Below are 17943 nucleotides of genomic sequence, written 5' to 3'. Positions count from 1 at the left end.
ATTAAATAAAGATAAGCGAGTGTAATACTGCATGAAAAATCAATCGATATTATCTATAGCTTCTGTGATAGCAAAGACGGCGTCCAAAATTAGTCTTGCAGGACTGGTAACGTCTGTTGCCATGCTATCTCAAGCATCCTTTGCGGCGAATAATTCTGCTACGACCATACCTCTAGATATGTCTGGCATCAATGTTACTAAGCATGAAATTGCGGTCATGCAAGTGCTATCAGAGATATGTCCACCGATGCTCAATGGCAAACAAAAACAGCGCTTTTATAAATCTTATAACGTGCAGCTTCACGAGTTGATGCCGTCTTTAGAAGATCCAAAAGCAGCGATTCAATATCTATCCACTCAGCAAGATTATCGCCAGATATTACAAGGCATTCGTAGCTGGACAATGGGCTTCTCTAAACAAGATAACAAAGCTCTATGCGAAGATTTGGCGAATGCTGAATACCAGTAGTGGAATATCATAACTAAGCTCAACAATTACAACATCATAATTGGCTTACTTATCAGACATCCTATGATATCTCTTACAATAGCTATGCCCCAGCATTGATTCTAAATTGATAAAGTCAGCTATAATTAATGACAATAAATCATGGCATTATCTGTCTTGGAACGTTGAATATGGGCTATTTAGCGACACCTTATAAGCTTGTTCATCAGGCTTGTAAGTAACAAAAAAGCTTACGATAATTCTGTTTATACCAACAGGATGACCGTAAGCTTTTTTATGACAGTCGAATTATTTCTATTCGAGACATTGTGGCGGTCCTAGTCTGAGCAAACGTTTACTTCTTACTACTCTTTCTTTTTAATCGGGTCTTTTTTTGCATTTATCGATTCCCCATCGGTTGGCATTTTGCTAAGATAAGGCGTTAATTTTATGTCTGTCGCTCAGCCATCACCACTCTTATTAATACATTGTTTTTAAACAGAATGTTTAAGACAGGCTACTTAAAATGATGCATAAGATTTAGTGCAAGGTACAAGCGGTAGATACATTTGGTTTCATGATGCGGTGTAACGATATATGACAGTAAAGCGTGTAAAAAATCAGCTGGTGCAGCTGGTAGTCGGTGTGAGTATCTCTATGAGTGCAGTGATGGCAAACGCAGCCATCCAGCCGCCTGAGATGGATAATACCGCCTATGTATTGATGGATTATAATACTGGTGAGATTTTGGCACAAAAGAACGCCAATGAGTCGCTACCGCCAGCGTCTTTGACAAAAATGATGACCAGTTACATCATTGAGCAGCGCTTAGCATCAGGCGACCTCAAAGAAGATGACCAAGTCATAATGAGTCCAAATGCTTGGTGTCGTGGTAGTAGCAGCCAGTCTTGCATGTATGTGCCGGTAAATAAATCTGCGAGTGTTATCGACATGCTACGCGGTATTATTATTCAATCAGGTAACGATGCCTCAAAAGCTATGGCTGAGCATATCGCTGGTAGCGAAGCCTCATTTGCTATCTTGATGAATGAGCAAGCAGAAAAACTTGGTATGAAAAATACCCATTTCGTCAACTCTACTGGTATGCCTGACGAAGGGCATGAGGCATCAGCACTAGATTTGGCCAAATTGTCACGTGCTATTATCAAGAATAGCGGTGACTATTATGGTATTTATGCAGAAAAAGAGTTCACCTATAACGGTATTACTCAAGGTAACCGTAATGCTCTACTTGCAACCGATCCTACCGTCGATGGTTTAAAAACTGGCCACACTGATGCCGCAGGCTATTGCTTAGCGGCTTCAAGCAATCGTGATGGCATGCGCTTGATTTCTGTGATTATGGGAACAGAGAGCCAGCAAGCACGTGCCGATCAATCACGTGAGCTGCTCAACTGGGGCTTTGGCCACTTCACTACTGTCACCAAAGCACCTGCTGGACAATTCGTCAGCAAAGTTCCAGTCTGGTTCGGTGAAGCTGATGAAGTCGAACTAGTCACTGCGGATAATTTGCAAATTCTAACCAGCAAAACGCAAAAAAATAAAATCACGACTGTGGTAGATATTCCTGAGAGCCTAGAAGCACCCATCAAAAAAGGTCAAGAAATTGGCAAAATGATGGCGGTTATTGATGGTAAAGCGGTGGCTTCAGTGCCTATTATAGCGACCAGTGATATCGAGCAGTCAGGCTTTATGAGCCGCACTTGGCAGCGTGTCGTACGTTGGGCACAAAATCTGTTTTAGAGAATATTAGTAAAAGCTATTTCTCAAGAACATTACTGACAAAAAAGACGCCTCAAAACGGGGCGTCTTTTTTATGTCCTCAGTCACCGCACAGATTTTATTATTGCTATTAAGTAGTGTCATCATCAGACTGTGATAAACACTGATTTATTAGAATTAGCAGGTTTGCTCTCGTTCATCATATTTTTCAAATTAAAAGCAAGCACCTTTGTCGAAAATACGATGTTCGAAACTATTTACAGTAAATGAGAGGCAACGAAGTACATTAAACGAGGTTAGTACGGTAAGCGTGACAAATATTTCGATCTATTACGTCCATACCAGCCAGCGCTTGAGCAAGTCGCTTAATGCTTTGTCTTTATAAGTGGCGCTATAACAGTAATCGACACCAGCTGCTTTTAAACCATGCTCAAAGCTATCTAACTGCTTCGCTCGATGTGGTGGATACCAATATACCAATAAAGCCCGATGTTCACTTTCAAATTGACGAATACGCTTGGCTAACGACTCAGCTTTACTTGGAAAAATATCTTCCGCAAACATCACCATATTCACCTGTCTTATACTCATCTCCTCTATAACCAGTGCTTCATGCTGACGATAAATGACAGTCGCGCCTAAACGCTCTAGCTCTTTCGCTAAAAACCCGACTTCATGATAATAATAGTAAATAATAGTCAATCCAGCCAACAAATGCTGCTGCCGAGACTGCTGTTTATTGGTCATCGATATGGTCAGCATGAATTGGGTACCTGACCCTAACGTGCTATCTACTTCTATAGTAGCGCCCATCAGCTGAGCCATTTGCTTGACGACTGGCAAACCAACACCTGAGCCTTCATATTGACGAGTTTGTGATGAATCCACTTGGAAAAACGGATTAAAAATATCATCGATATGAGTGCTATCGATACCAATACCTGTATCTTTAACACTAATTTGCCAACGATTGCTTTTATCAAAATGGGTCAATTGCGACGTAATAGTCACCTGCCCCACTGGAGTAAACTTAATCGCATTGCTCAGTAATATCGATAATATTTGTTTTATTTTTTCCGCATCCCCTTCCAGACCATAGTCTATATGATGAATACGGCTAATCAACTCTAGCCTTTTTTGCCGAGCAATAGGCTCATATTCTGCCAACAGATCAGCGATTAACTGCAATGGATTGAACGCAATACAATTAATACTCATCTGACCTTTTTGTATTAGATTCAATTGGATAATATGATCAAGCGACGACACCAATTTATCACTACCGTCACTGATAATTTCAACCGCATCTTTTTGTTCTCTATTGAGGGTATCGTAATCTAACAGCTGTAAACCGCCTACGATAGCATTTAGCGAAGTTTTCAGCTCATGGGTGATCATGCTTTGAAAGTTATGCAGCTGCACATCGAGGGATACGTCTTTGTTGTGTAATTGCTGCTCAAAAATCGCAAGCGCCTCATAATCTTGTTGGACTTTCTGTAAACGATCAAACAATACAGCCAAAGTTTGCTTGATTTGTACCAGTTCCTGAAATTCAAAAAGCTGTGGAATCACTGGTAACTGCTCAAGCTCTGGGTTTTTCACAACGATGTGACAGACTTCTTTCAAAGCTTCAATATCTCTGATTGGCCATTTGAGTTTGCGCAGAATGTACAATACCCAAAGTACCGTCAATATCGTGGTAATAAGCCATAGCAATATATTGCTTCGAAACCAATGTGAACGCAGGGTGTTCACATCTAAAGTAAGATTAATATATCCAACTAACGCGCTATTTTTATTGGCCTCACTAGACGCTGACGATTCTTGCTCACCATTTGATAAAGTCGTGGACAATTGCTGACTGCTGTTTAACGTATCTAGCGCGCTATCATCACCGATATCGTCACTGGTAACGGGATAATTGAAGCTGACAGTATCTGCAAATAAGGCATTCTTCCAATCATCTCTGGATTGATTAACTTCATCAATAGGTTTGGGTGTTGAATAAAATAAAATACTTCTAATGCTGGGTTCACTTTCTAACAAGAATCTCACTTGCTCAGCCACGATATCAGCACCATCGGCTGTCGATGCGCTGGTGGTCAACATGGTAGCCAATTGCTGGATATGCTGACGCTTCTCTTTATAGTGGTATAACAAACCATAAACGATAGACATCAAGAAGCCTGCCAACACAGCCAAAATAATGGCTTGTACGACAGAACGCCAAATAAGCGTAGAGATGGTTTGAGAGGGACGGTTGTTCATATTACTTAACTGAGTTAAGAAAACTTTTGATTATAGTACAGGTATTTTGTAGGAGTAGTGAGGGAAATATCACATGTTAATAAAACTTAACAACGTATTAATATATCATGATGACCGATATAATCATCATGATATGGCACATTACAGAGAAGCATGAACAATAGAATAAAACAGTCTTTATCTACTACAACAATATAAAGACCGTCATCATTTTGCTAAATTAACGCTTTTTATCTTTATTGGTGAATTTCTGCTTATCTTTGGTAGTAAATTTCTGTGCCCGATTACGCTCGCGTTGGCGCAACTGTTGCGTCTTCGCTTTGGTTGGCGTATCGCTCTTGTTGGCATATGGGTTGTCATTTTGTTTAAGGACAACGTTGAGCGGCGTGCCTTCGAGCTTAAATACTTGACGGAATTGGTTCTCCAGATAACGCTGATAGCTCTTAGGTAATGCACTGGTTTGGTTACCATGAATGACAATCACGGGCGGATTGTGGCCACCGATGTGAGCGAAGCGCAGTTTAATACGGCGACCAGCAACCGTTGGTGGTGGATTGGCTGTCACCGCATCTTGCAGAATCTGAGTCAAACGATTGGTTGACACTTCAAACATCGAAGATTTATAAGCACGCAAGATAGACGGGTATAGATTACCCACACCCGTACCATGTAGTGCTGAGATTAGATGCACTTTTACATAAGGGATAAAGTTAAAGCGGCGATCCATCTCAATCTTGATATAATTTTTCTGATCAGCAGTCAGACCATCCCACTTATTAATCGCAACAACTAGAGCACGACCCGCATCAAGCGCATAGCCAATCATATGCAAATCTTGATCAACGATACCTTCATGCGCATCAATAACAATAACGGTTACATTAGAATCTTCGATTGCTTGCAGGGTTTTAATGACCGAGAATTTTTCTACTTTTTCATCAATTCTGCCGCGGCGGCGTACACCAGCAGTATCGATTAAGACGTAGTCCTTACCCTCACGTGTATAAGGAATATAAATACTGTCACGCGTGGTACCGGGCATATCAAAAACCACTACTCGGTCTTCACCCAATAGACGATTGACTAGCGTAGATTTACCAACGTTTGGACGACCTATGATCGCTAACTTCAAACCTTTTGGCTCTACGACATTCTCTTGCTCAGGCATATCAGCCGTCAATATTTCAAGCAAATTACCGACACCGCGACCATGACTTGCCGCCATCGGATATGGCTCACCCAATCCTAATGCATAAAATTCGGCAGGTGCAGCGTCGTGAGCACCATCGACTTTATTGGCAACCACATAGACTGGTTTGCCAAGGGTGTGTAAAAACTTACCAATCTCCGCATCTGCACCGATCATACCAGCACGAGCATCCACCACAAATACGATGATGTCTGCTTCATGAATCGCTGTATGCGATTGCTCAGACATATAGTCATCAATGTTGCCGCTACCATCATCTGCCTCACCAATACCACCAGTGTCTACAACGATAAAAGATTTGTCTTCATAGGTAGCATCACCGTACTGACGGTCACGAGTCAGTCCTGACAAATCAGCAACCAATGCCTGCCGACTTTTTGTGAACTGATTAAATAAGGTAGATTTACCGACGTTTGGACGACCAATTAAGGCGACCACAGGCTTGATACTCATGGGTTACTCTCAGTGAAAGGCACAATGGCGGGCAGTACAGTTATTCTTATAACCAGTGATATAACAGTAGTCGTGAATAAGCTGCTCTTGACCGCAAATTAAAATGAATGATAAAACAATAGCAAAAATAATAGTCAGCTATTTTACAATTAGCAAGTGGTACATAGGATGACTAAATGATAAATAAATAATATATATGGATAACACCTACGGCGCATCGGTCGCATAGAGTACGCGAAAGCCTGTATTTAAACAAGCAATTTACACAAGGCACTAAACGCTGACGAAGCAGCGTTTGTGTTCTCTAAAATTGCAATCAACCCGTTGGCTTAACGATAATATCAAACATACTATCTAAGTAAGCATTAACCGATAAAAAGCTTAGCGGGCTAATTGCCAAATAGCAACCTGTCCTGATGTGCTCTGTGTCATTAAACGGCTGCCTTGTACTTGCAAGCTACTCAAAGCACCCTTAGTTTGTACACGGCTAACGATTTTACCGCTAGCTGGATCAAATAAGTGTACCATGCCGTCAAAATCACCCACGGCAATATAATTGCCAATCATTACAGGATTGGTTAAATGACGATAAGCCAGCTCTTCACTTTCCCAAAGAACCTCACCATTACTGCGATTATAGGCAACCACTTTGCCCTCTAAGCTGGTACCAATCACTTGCTGGTTATTTACAGCAAGTGACTTTAAGCTGGCAAGCTCGTTGACAAACATGACTTGACGCGAAGCCAAATCAATACCTAATAACTGACCACTATAACTGATGGCAAATAGCTGGTTTTTATCGACGATCGGCGTACCATCGACATCACTCATGCGCTCAACTTCACTACTACCAGTGCCAACGCCAACACGTCTTGACCACTGCGGTAAACCACTATCAGTCGTCACCGCATGTAAACGACCATCAGCAGTCGCCAATAATGCCGTTTTGCTATCTAATAACGTTGGCGCCGCACTACCGCGCACACTGATGGCTGGAACTTGTGTGGCAAACTGCCAGACAGACTGACCTGTCTGTAGTGACAAGCCATGTAAAAAGCCATCGTTCGCTGATAGAATGACACGGTTATTGGTAATTAAAGCGGGTGTCAATACTGATCCTGATAACTGCTTCTGCCAGCGTTTTGCGCCAGTCACACTATCAAATGCCATCACTTGACCACCGCGTGTGCTAATAATCGCTGTTTGGCTTAAAGCATCTAAAGCAACGCCGCCCGTGATTTGATCGCCAACGTTGATCGACCATAAACGTTCGCCTGCACTGTTAAAGCCGGTCAAGTCCCCACCGCGCGATGCAGTGACGATTTGGCCATTGACATAACCTACTTGCAAGTCTAATGGATCTTTCTTACTGGCTTTTTTATTGCCAATATCTGTGCTAAAAACCGGTTGCAACACACTGATAGGCTCAGCAATCTGTACCAGCTTGACTGGATCATTGACGACGGGTTTAATACCGCGATTACACCCAATCACCGCAGTGCTCATCACTGCCAATACTGCCACATGCATCACCGTCGATTTGATGGTTTTAGCTTTTGATATCTTGCTAGAGCGAATAGATTGAGTCATTATGAGTTCTCACTACAAATAAATTATTATTAATTAGTAAATTGGTTATCAGTAAATGTAAGATCGGCGCTTAGTACTCACCAAGCACATTCAATGAGTGCTGGCTGTCCATCCGATGCTGTTTTACTGCACCACTTAGCTTGTAGAACGGTTATAGATACGCGCTATTGACTAGCAATTATCAGGCATTAGGTAGAACGCAAACGCTATTATTGGTTAACAGCGCTTGTCACTGTACAATTATTGCGCAACCTCGCCAGCAGCATTTTCTTCCACTAAGGGCTGTGCAGCACTACTTGACTCTTGAATCAGACTGACTGGTTCGTCGATAGGCTCAGGTACGATGCCCAGACTCTCCATCTTTAATGCCAATACTGCACGCGTCTCTTGACGGTTGCGTAACAACTCCCAAGCATTATTGTAAGACTTGATCGCTGAGTCTTTATTATCTTGTGCCAAATAAATATCCCCTAACAACTCTTGTTGGCTGGCTTCAAATGAGCTTGGCATATCATTGTTGGCTTCTGCTAATGCAGCATCCGTATCGCCCGCCGCCAGTAACGTTGTCGCATAGCGCAAACGAGTAATTGCCTGTAAGCCTGCATCACCTAAGTCAATAGCCAATGCTTTTTTGAGGGTTTCACTTGCCTCGGCAAATTCATTATTATCTACTTGCTGACGCGCTTTAATCATCAGTGCCTGCCAAGCGTAAACCGAATCACCATGCTTGCTGACTAGCGCATCAATATCTTTATTTAGCTGGGTGCGACTTTGGGCAAGTGCTGCTTGTGCTTCTGCTTCCAAATCAGGGTTTTGTGAGGCCAAACTGACTTCTTCATTCAACCGCTGAATGTCTGCATAATGATCTGCTGCAACGGTGTCTACGCGCGCATGGTTGTCCTGCCAATATGTCCAACCAAAATAAGCGGCCAGTGCCAACAAAATCGCAGTGACAATATAGCTGCCATACTGCTTTAACGCTTGCATTGAATTGTCTGCATTCGGCGAATTGGGTGTCAGAGCCATATGTGTTTACCTGATAAAAGTGTTATTAAATTGCTAATGCTAAAACCGCAATCGATTACTGACGGATAAAATTTTCTTTACTCGACAGCCAATCTGTCGCAACCGTCTGTTGTTCGCCCGTCTGCATGTCTTTAACGCTGAGGGTATTATCATCCAGCTCTTGCTGCGCAATAATAACGGTCAATGCAGCACCTGACTTATCGGCTTTCTTCATTTGCGCTTTTAGGCTCGTCGCACTCGCCATTTTCACCCGAATATCTGGACGACTATAGCGTAGGCGTTGAGCATAGCCAATACCAGCACTATAAACTTCTGGATGCGCAACCACGAAAACATCACAAGCTGGAACATCAGCAATCGGCGCAACCGCTTCCATTAATAGTAATAAACGCTCAAGCCCCATGGCAAATCCAACAGCAGGCTCAGATTTTACTGGCTTATTGCCATGAGTACCGATGGATTTTAGTTGCCCGATCAAACCATCATAACGGCCGCCCGCACAAACGGTCGCTTGGCTACCAAGCTTGTCGGTCACCCACTCAAAAACCGTTTTGTTATAATAATCAAGACCGCGTACTAAGTGTGGATTGATCTCAAAATTAATACCCAGCTCTGTTAAATAGGCTTGTACTTGCTCAAAATGCGCCACGCTTTCTTCACCTAAAAAGTCAGCAAGCTTAGGCGCGTCTACCAATAGAGCTTGGGTGCTTGCTTCTTTGCTATCTAAAATACGTAGCGGATTGGTGGTCAAGCGGCGCTTGCTGTCTTCATCCAGCTGATCTTTTTTATCGGTTAAATAAGCAACCAATGCTTCGCGATAAGCATAACGCTCATCAATTTCGCCCAGACTGTTTAGCTCTAAACGCATCTCATCTTTTAGACCCAACTCCTGCCACATTAGATGAGTCATCGCGATCAGCTCAGCGTCAGCATCTGGTAAGGCACTACCAAAGCTTTCAACACCTATTTGATGAAACTGACGATAACGACCTTTTTGTGGACGCTCATAGCGAAACATTGGACCGATATACCATAATTTAGGCGTATCACCGCGCAGCAAGTTGTGCTCAATCACAGCACGTACTGCACCTGCTGTACCTTCGGGGCGTAGAGCCAACGGCGTTGGTGGCTCAGATTTATCGGTAAAGCTATACATCTCTTTTTCGACAATATCAGTCGCACCGCCAATGGCACGCGCAAACAAATCGGTTTGCTCAACGATTGGCAAGCGAATATGCTCAAAGCCGTATCTGCCCAGTACTTCAGCCAATATCGATTCTAAATGCAGCCATTTTGCGGACTGATCAGGCAAAATATCATTAAACCCTTTGATAGCTTTAATCATGGTACGGTCGTATCCTTAAAAATTTTAACAAGTGTCTCTTTTATTTTTTGCTCATAATAGTGTTTTATTTTACGCGGATAATCTCATTCTCGCGTTTTTTAGCCAAATCTTCGGCATGTGCGCGTACCATGCCTTCTATTTCATCGACCAAATTATCGGTATCGATAAGATGGCTTTTTTCACCCATACGATATACCAAGGATCTTGGCGCGGCACCAACAATGCCAATATCGGCCTCTTTCGCTTCACCAGGACCATTTACCTTACAGCCGATCACAGACAGGTTCATCGGTTCACGAATGTCTTCTAAGCGCGACTCTAAAGCGGTCATGACTCTAATCACATCAAACTCTTGGCGCGAGCAGCTTGGGCACGCAATAAAGTTGACACCATTAGAACGTATATTTAGCGATTTTAAAATATCAAAACCGATTTTAATTTCTTCTTCAGGCTCTGCCGCCAGTGAGATACGAATGGTATCACCGATGCCATCTAATAATAAACCGCCAAGTGCAATCGCGGATTTAACCGCGCCCGTACGATAAACGCCCGCCTCGGTGACGCCTAAATGCAGCGGATTATCAATTTGGGCAGAAATCAGGCGATACGCATCCAAGGTCAAAAACACATTGCTGGCTTTAACCGATACTTTATATTGATCAAAATTTAGACGATCTAATATATCAATATGGCGCATGGCTGATTCAAGCATCGCCTCGCCAGTTGGCTCGGTATATTTGCGCTGAATGTCTTTTTCGAGCGAGCCTGCATTGACACCGATACGAATAGGGATGTTGTAATATTTGGCACAGGCGACCACTTCACGTACTTTGGCGTCGCTACCGATGTTACCTGGATTAATACGCAGACAGTCAGCCCCTGCTTCGGCAACTGCTAACGCAATCTTGTGGTCGAAATGCACATCTGCAATCAAAGGCACACTGACCAGCTTACGAATTTCGCCAAAAGCTTTGACCGTATCCATCGTTGGCGTCGACACCCGCATCAAATCCGCACCAGCTTCAACGCAGCGTTCGATTTGGGCGACAGTTGCTGCCACATCGCAAGTATCTGTATTGGTCATACTCTGCACACTAATCGGCGCATCACCACCAATCGCGACATCACCGACATATATTTTTTTGGTAAGGCGACGGTTAATAGGCGCTGACGTTGACATAGACAAACCCTTCAATTAAAGCGAAAAAACGCAGAAAAAATACACTTATAATAGCTTGCAGATAGCAACTTTTAAAAATAAATCTTGTACAGCAGTCGATAAGACTAGCATTCAAAATTAGCCGCTTAAAAAATTAAGGCGCTAACTCAAAATTGGCTTGCTTATCCGTTGCATAAGTATTTAGCGCAACCGCTTCTTGGTTAAGCATTATGCTGACATTATCAACATTATCAATTTGTACATTAAACGGCGGCGTACCTGACAGTTTATAATCCCCAGATGTCTGCGAGCCACTCATTAAACTACTGCCAGAGGCATCAGTAATACTCACGACGGCGGTATCCGTTAGTTTGACATCTAAAGACGCTGGACTTGCATCGCCGCCCAAGTTTAGAGCAGAGCCAGAGGCACCAACGCCCATCTCATCAGTATTGATTGCCGCACCTTGCGCTTGCTCTATCGCTGAGACGTCTTCGACCGTCGATACTGGCTGCTCGGCATTCTCTTTACTTGCATTACTCACCATGCGAAATAAGAAAATCGCTAAAATAATGACACCAATAACGGCGATGATCAGTAGTGGGTTAAAACGAATACGATTGTGCGTATCACGTTGCAACGTGCCCATTGGACGCAGTGGCGTATCCGTGTTATTCACTGACTTGGCTTTCAGCTCCGTAGGATAAGCAGCATCAAAGCTGGTCGCTATTTTTACAGGATCTAAACCCAAAAACTTAGCATAATTGATGGCAAACCCACGGGCAAAAGCAGCTTGCGGCATCTCCGAAAAATTTTCATTTTCAAGCGCTTGCAAATGACGCTTTAAAATAAATAACTCGGCAGCTACCTCGTCTAAGCTGATTTGCTTATTTTTACGGGCTTGCTGCAACACGGCACCAAATGATCCCTGAGCGTTAGATTGAGTGTTTAATGATGGGGTGGTCATTTCCATGGTGCCTCTGGATTGTTAAGCCAAGTCTTAAGTTGTTTTGCTTCATCACTTAAAGGATAAGCGGATAAAAGCTGCTGTGCCAATTGCTGGCGCGTCGTTATGTTATTTTGTGCAGCGGCCAATTTGATACCTTGTAATAGCAAGCGCGGGCTAATGCCCTGCCCTTGCACCAGTATCAACGTTTCATCATAAAGCCTTTGAGCCTGTGGAACACGTTGCTGCTCAAGCAATAAATCGACCAACTCGATATGGGCAATAATACTATTGCGATTGCCATCAAGTGCCCGTAAAAATGCTTTAGCAGCCGCACTGCGATCACCTAGCTGTAAGTAAGTGCGTCCTAGATTCTCTAGCGCACCAATACGACCTTCGTAACCTAATGCTGAACCCGCAATCTCAAACTGCTCTGCCGCCTCACGATAGCGCTTCATTTGTGACAAATAAACGCCATAGTTATTGTGGGCTTGCTCAAAATCTTTATCAAGCGCGATCGCTTTTTTAAAATATTGATCGGCTTTTTCGAGATTGAGTCGACTGCCCTCTTGCTGCAGCAAAACGCCCATCATATCATAGGCTGGCGCGTAACGGCTATCGGCAGCAAAGGCTTTTTCGAGTTGGCGCTGAGCGGTATCAAGCTCATTTTTGCGGATATATTGCGCGGCCAGTGAAGTGCGCACGCGAGCAATTTCTTGTTGATCTAAGTTACGATTGTCATTGGGTCGCGTAGACGTTTGATAAGCCGCAATGTTTGTCAAATCATTGGTCGGCGTGCTTTGACAACCAGTGAGCAGCAGCCCTATCAATGCCGTCACTAACACTGTACGCTTCGACATCGCTATTGGGTCAATAGCCATTTGTCCATTCGCTGTACTCAATCGCTTATAAGTCTGAGAAAATATTTTTTGATAATTGAACTGACAAGAATTTCTAGAAGTCATCATAGCCGCCATCATAAAACTGTGATTCAATGCGTTCGATCCTCGAGGCATCAGTTTAATAGATTTAGCCCGCATAAGTACAATTTAGTTGTCATTAATTACTGTGCACATCCAAACTAATCGTTATTGCTACATTTTTATTACCATTGCGACAGATAAAAGACAAATACGATGCTACATCGAAAATGTCTATTCACCATTTATATAACCATCATCCTAAATACTTTCACGATCCTTGATGCTTTGCTGCCATGCGGCTGAACGACGCGTTCTGTCAGCCACTTGCCCAACCAATTGACCACATGCCGCATCAATATCATCACCGCGTGTTTGACGTATGGTACAAACAAAACCTGCTTCACTTAATATGTTGCTGAAGGCATGAATTCGATTATTACTCGACTTATCATAATTTGCATGAGGGAACGGGTTAAACGGTATCAGGTTAATCTTACTTGGTAAATCACCCAATAATGCGACCAATTGCTCAGCATGCTCATTACTATCATTGACACCATCTAGCATCACATATTCAATAGTCACGTGTTTTTTGTGGCGTGGGTTGACTTCAAAAACGTAATTTCTCGCTGCCGCCATGAGCTGCTCTAATGGATATTTTTTATTGATCGGCACTAATTCATTACGCAGCTCGTCATTTGGTGCGTGCAATGAAATCGCTAAAGCCACGTCAAGCTCCTGTGCCAACTCGTACATTTTTGGCACCACACCTGAAGTCGACAAAGTAACGCGGCGTTTTGATAAACCATAAGCATGGTCACTGAGCATCAATTCCATTGAGCTGACAACGGGACGATAGTTTAATAACGGCTCACCCATACCCATCATGACGACGTTGGTGACGTTGTTTTCCCATAAACTATGGTCAACATTTTCTAAACTATCATTTTCATCGGTCATATAAGAGGCATTTGCCACCCATAATTGTCCAAGAATCTCAGCCGCCGTCAAATCGCGCTCAAAGCCCTGCTTACCCGTACTACAAAAGCTACAGTCGAGCGCACAGCCCACTTGCGAAGAAATACACAAGGTTTTACGACCGTTTAATTTACTATCATCTGCGGGAATTAGTACGGTCTCGACCAACGAGCCACCCGTGACTTCAAATACCCATTTACGCGTGCCGTCATCGCTGTATTGACGATGAATCACTTTTGGCGGAATGACGCAGGCATTGGCTAATAATTTATCACGCAAAGATTTACTCAGATTGGTCATTTGCTCAAAATCAGTGACACCCTGCTGATATATCCACTTGATGACTTGCGTCGAGCGAAACGGCTTTTCGCCAATACTCTTAAAGTATTCCGCCAGCTGCGCTTGTGTCATACCTAGTAGATTGGTTTTCGCCTGCGCCTCGTCTACTAATTTTATACTCTTAGTAGTCTTAGCAGGTACGTGTTGGACGTCAGTTTGAATAGGAGTTTGAGCAGTTGACATAATAAATAACCTTTTTGCATCTACTGGTATGAGCGATGCAATTGTTGAGATGGGTGTTGCTAGACGTACTCAATATATGAGTGCATGAGCAATCCGTTATGAGCGCATTTTTTACCAAAAACTGAAAGTAATATGCTGATAAAGGATTGATAACGCTATATAAAACCAATAATGAGGGAGAAAAGTTAAAATTTCAACACATAGTCAGACTATTATAATAGCTAAAACGGCTTATACCAAAAGATATAAGCCGTCTTGCCACACTAATAATTTATAGTCAATTTTATAAGCTATTAGTGCATAGTGAATCAAATATAGAGCTGGTACAAGGAAGACAAGCGCCAATAGTACATTGAGTACATTAAGCGAGTCTGATACCGTAACAGACTATATTTGGTTTACTATATTAACGCGTACGTGCACAAACTTCGTCTTCATTGAAGAAGTAGCTGATTTCACGTGCTGCTGATTCAGCTGAATCTGAACCATGAACCGCGTTTTCATCGATGCTGCTAGCAAAGTCAGCACGAATAGTGCCTTCAGCGGCGTCTTTTGGGTTAGTAGCGCCCATGATGTCGCGATGCTTAGCGATCGCATTTTCGCCTTCTAATACAGATACCAATACTGGACCTGAAGTCATAAATGATACTAGATCGTTGTAGAATGGACGCTCAGCGTGCTCAGCGTAAAAACCGCCCGCTTTTTTATCATCAAGTTGCATCATTTTAGCGGCAACAATTTTTAGACCTGATTTTTCAAAACGATCGTAGATAGCGCCGATGTTGTTGCCAGCTACTGCGTCAGGTTTGATGATAGATAAAGTACGTTCGTTAGCCATGAAAAGCTCCTAATAAATAATGAATTCGATAAAAATGAGATGGTAAATACTTTGTTTTATCTTTGGCCGCAATGTTGACTTAGGCATATTTAAATAACTCATGGTCTATCAATGCGATAATATGAGCGCCAACACAGGATTGCTGCCTATTATAATGATTAGCGCTATAAATGATAGGGTTAATTTATGACCGCACCTTGCATAAAAGTAAATTTATTACCGCAGCTTATCTTAAGACAAAGTGAGCATTCATCAATAGCAGATTCTTACCCTACGTATCTCATCACTAACTATCTTTGTCATTAATAAGCATAAAACCAACTTGGCGAAAACTCTATGTAAGTGTTACCAACAAAAATCCCTCAGCATATAATGCTAAGGGATTTTGTTAATACGCAGCTATGAAGGTCACTGCTTTCAAGCAATACTAAAAAACAACTACTCGCCTAAGCGGCTGTCGCGGCAACTGCCAGCGCTACATTCACGCACACGATCATTTAAGAAGTTCACTCGCTCAGTTGTCACCCGAGTCGCACAGCCCATGTTGACAAAAAACCCTTCGTCATTATTATAACTACATTGGTCATTACGCTCGCGTATCCACGCCAGTTGTCCACGCTTTAATTTGGATTTTTGCTGGCTATTTAACTGCTTAGCCAATTTTGCATAAGAACTATTCAGCTCTTTATCTGCCTCCAAATATACTTTCGTTAAGCAATATAAATCATCAAAATCATTGTTGGGTTTATCACAGTTTTGCGCGCCCCATGACAGCATAGGAAACATAAAAGCCGCAGACGTTAGCAGCGCTAAAGCTGTTTTTCCTATAGAGTGCTTGATAATAGTCGCTTTCATCACGTTTTCCTTTTTGTATATTGATAAAATTACATTCATTTATGACATAATATACCAATTAAACCAGAATAATGTTAGCAATTCTCTCCTTTATGCTATTTTTTCTTATCTCAATTTATTAAATTACCAGATATCTTGATTTTTTATCGTTAGAAATTAATAGTGATTAACATTTTTTATCACTTGGCATTAATAGTAGTTAGCATAATAAAAAATGATGAGACATTACTCATAAAAAAATCCCAATGCTCAGCACTGGGATTTTTTATGAACGCTTAAACTAATTAAGTTTTATGATAAGAAACTAAGCATCATACGGGTCGCGCAATACAATTGTTTCTTCGCGGTCAGGACCGGTTGAGATAATATCAACTGGGCAACCAATCAACGCTTCGATACGTTTGATGTATTTTTTAGCATTTTCTGGAAGTTCATCATAGTTAGTGATACCAACGGTTGACTCACTCCACCCTTGCATCGTCTCATACTTAGGCGTTACTGACTCATAGAATTCAGCATCATGTGCACCTGCACATTCAGTCTCAGGCAAGTTATAACCCACACCGATTAGTAACTCTTCAAGACCATCTAATACGTCAAGCTTAGTTAAGCAGATACCTGACATAGAGTTCAGTACCACGGCACGGCGTAATGCTTCCGCATCGAACCAACCACAGCGACGCGCACGACCAGTGGTCGCACCAAACTCATGACCGACTTTAGCCAAATGCGCACCAACATCATCAAATAGCTCAGTTGGGAATGGACCACTACCGACACGGGTAGTATAAGCTTTAGTGATACCAAGTACGTAATCTAAGTATAATGGACCGATACCTGTACCAGTCGATACGCCGCCAGCAGTTACGCTTGAGCTGGTCACAAACGGATATGTACCATGATCGATATCAAGCAATGTACCTTGCGCGCCTTCAAACATCAGGTTCTTACCAGCCAAACGCAATTGATTAAGGTCTTCGGTCACATCAGTAACCATGCCTTTAATCTCTTCCTTCCACTCTTGGCAAAGCTTAAGTGTCTCATCAAAATCAATCGCTTCAACTTTGTAATACTGCGTCAGTTGGAAGTTATGATATTCGATTAAGTTGCGGAGTTTTTCTTCTAAATCATCACGGAACAAGTCAGCAAGTTTAATAGCACGGCGGGCTACTTTGTCTTCATAAGCAGGTCCAATTCCGCGACCTGTCGTACCGATTTTACCAGTACCGCGTTTTGCTTCACGTGCTTGGTCAAGTGCCACATGATACGGCATGATAAGTGGGCAGTTTGGAGAGATACGCAGACGCTCACGTACAGGTACGTTGTTGTCTTCTAGCTCTTTCATCTCTTTTAATAATGCGTCAGGTGCTAACACCACGCCGTTACCGATGAAGCAGGTAACGCCTTCACGTAAAATACCTGATGGGATTAAATGTAGGATGGTGGTTTTGCCATCGACAACTAACGTGTGACCAGCGTTATGTCCGCCTTGAAAACGTGCAACTGCTGAAGCTTTTTCGGTTAGTAAATCGACGATTTTACCTTTACCTTCATCGCCCCATTGGCTACCCAAAACTACGACATTCTTACCCATGATCAATCCTTACCTTTATGTATTGAGGTGTGTGCAATAACGTTT

General features: G+C 42.6%; 14 protein-coding genes. 2 read left to right on the top strand and 12 right to left on the bottom strand.

Going from position 1 to position 17943, the window contains the following annotated elements; translation table 11 throughout:
* Positions 1-31 precede the first annotated feature (31 nt).
* Together JMW85_RS04485 and JMW85_RS04480 are read left to right on the top strand one after the other, a co-directional pair.
* A complete protein-coding gene (locus JMW85_RS04485) occupies positions 32-469 on the top strand; it encodes an MCR_0457 family protein (protein WP_045444876.1) in 438 nt (145 codons plus the stop codon).
* A gap of 576 nt (positions 470-1045) precedes the next feature.
* Positions 1046-2212 (top strand): D-alanyl-D-alanine carboxypeptidase family protein, encoded by a 1167-nt coding sequence (locus tag JMW85_RS04480; RefSeq protein ID WP_045444873.1) that lies wholly within the window; start codon positions 1046-1048, stop codon positions 2210-2212.
* Positions 2213-2521: 309 nt separating this feature from the next.
* Here the strand turns inward: JMW85_RS04480 and JMW85_RS04475 are convergent, their stop codons facing one another.
* From JMW85_RS04475 to JMW85_RS04420, 12 genes are all read right to left on the bottom strand, one after another.
* Complete coding sequence (locus JMW85_RS04475) at positions 2522-4459, bottom strand: sensor histidine kinase (RefSeq protein ID WP_201581069.1); 1938 nt, start codon at positions 4457-4459, stop codon at positions 2522-2524.
* Positions 4460-4679: 220 nt separating this feature from the next.
* On the bottom strand, positions 4680-6122 hold the full coding sequence (gene der, locus JMW85_RS04470; protein ID WP_055124475.1) for a ribosome biogenesis GTPase Der: 1443 nt from the start codon (positions 6120-6122) through the stop codon (positions 4680-4682).
* 381 nt (positions 6123-6503) lie between these two features.
* Positions 6504-7712: an outer membrane protein assembly factor BamB gene (bamB, locus tag JMW85_RS04465; RefSeq protein WP_045451756.1), complete on the bottom strand. Its 1209-nt coding sequence runs from the start codon at positions 7710-7712 to the stop codon at positions 6504-6506.
* 240 nt (positions 7713-7952) lie between these two features.
* On the bottom strand, positions 7953-8738 hold the full coding sequence (locus tag JMW85_RS04460) for a YfgM family protein (protein WP_201581068.1): 786 nt from the start codon (positions 8736-8738) through the stop codon (positions 7953-7955).
* A gap of 55 nt (positions 8739-8793) precedes the next feature.
* Entirely contained in the window at positions 8794-10083 is a 1290-nt protein-coding gene (gene hisS, locus JMW85_RS04455) for a histidine--tRNA ligase (protein WP_201581067.1), read from the bottom strand.
* A gap of 64 nt (positions 10084-10147) precedes the next feature.
* Positions 10148-11263: a flavodoxin-dependent (E)-4-hydroxy-3-methylbut-2-enyl-diphosphate synthase gene (ispG, locus tag JMW85_RS04450; RefSeq protein WP_045444859.1), complete on the bottom strand. Its 1116-nt coding sequence runs from the start codon at positions 11261-11263 to the stop codon at positions 10148-10150.
* Positions 11264-11396: 133 nt separating this feature from the next.
* Entirely contained in the window at positions 11397-12209 is an 813-nt protein-coding gene (locus JMW85_RS04445) for a helix-turn-helix domain-containing protein (protein WP_045451748.1), read from the bottom strand.
* Positions 12206-13156 (bottom strand): type IV pilus biogenesis/stability protein PilW, encoded by a 951-nt coding sequence (pilW, locus tag JMW85_RS04440; RefSeq protein ID WP_227681663.1) that lies wholly within the window; start codon positions 13154-13156, stop codon positions 12206-12208. The genes JMW85_RS04445 and pilW overlap by 4 nt, the downstream gene beginning before the upstream one ends.
* A 213-nt stretch (positions 13157-13369) precedes the next feature.
* On the bottom strand, positions 13370-14611 hold the full coding sequence (rlmN, locus tag JMW85_RS04435; protein WP_201581066.1) for a 23S rRNA (adenine(2503)-C(2))-methyltransferase RlmN: 1242 nt from the start codon (positions 14609-14611) through the stop codon (positions 13370-13372).
* A gap of 406 nt (positions 14612-15017) precedes the next feature.
* A complete protein-coding gene (gene ndk, locus JMW85_RS04430; protein WP_193011877.1) occupies positions 15018-15449 on the bottom strand; it encodes a nucleoside-diphosphate kinase in 432 nt (143 codons plus the stop codon).
* A gap of 438 nt (positions 15450-15887) precedes the next feature.
* Complete coding sequence (locus JMW85_RS04425; protein ID WP_055124482.1) at positions 15888-16304, bottom strand: lysozyme inhibitor LprI family protein; 417 nt, start codon at positions 16302-16304, stop codon at positions 15888-15890.
* A 304-nt stretch (positions 16305-16608) separates the two neighbouring features.
* Complete coding sequence (locus tag JMW85_RS04420; protein ID WP_045444847.1) at positions 16609-17898, bottom strand: adenylosuccinate synthase; 1290 nt, start codon at positions 17896-17898, stop codon at positions 16609-16611.
* Positions 17899-17943 lie beyond the last annotated feature (45 nt).

The organism is Psychrobacter glacincola, assembly GCF_904846075.1.
Lineage (GTDB): Bacteria > Pseudomonadota > Gammaproteobacteria > Pseudomonadales > Moraxellaceae > Psychrobacter > Psychrobacter glacincola_C.
The sequence above is the reverse complement of the archived record's forward strand: the minus strand, read 5'-3'. Positions and strand labels throughout refer to the sequence as shown.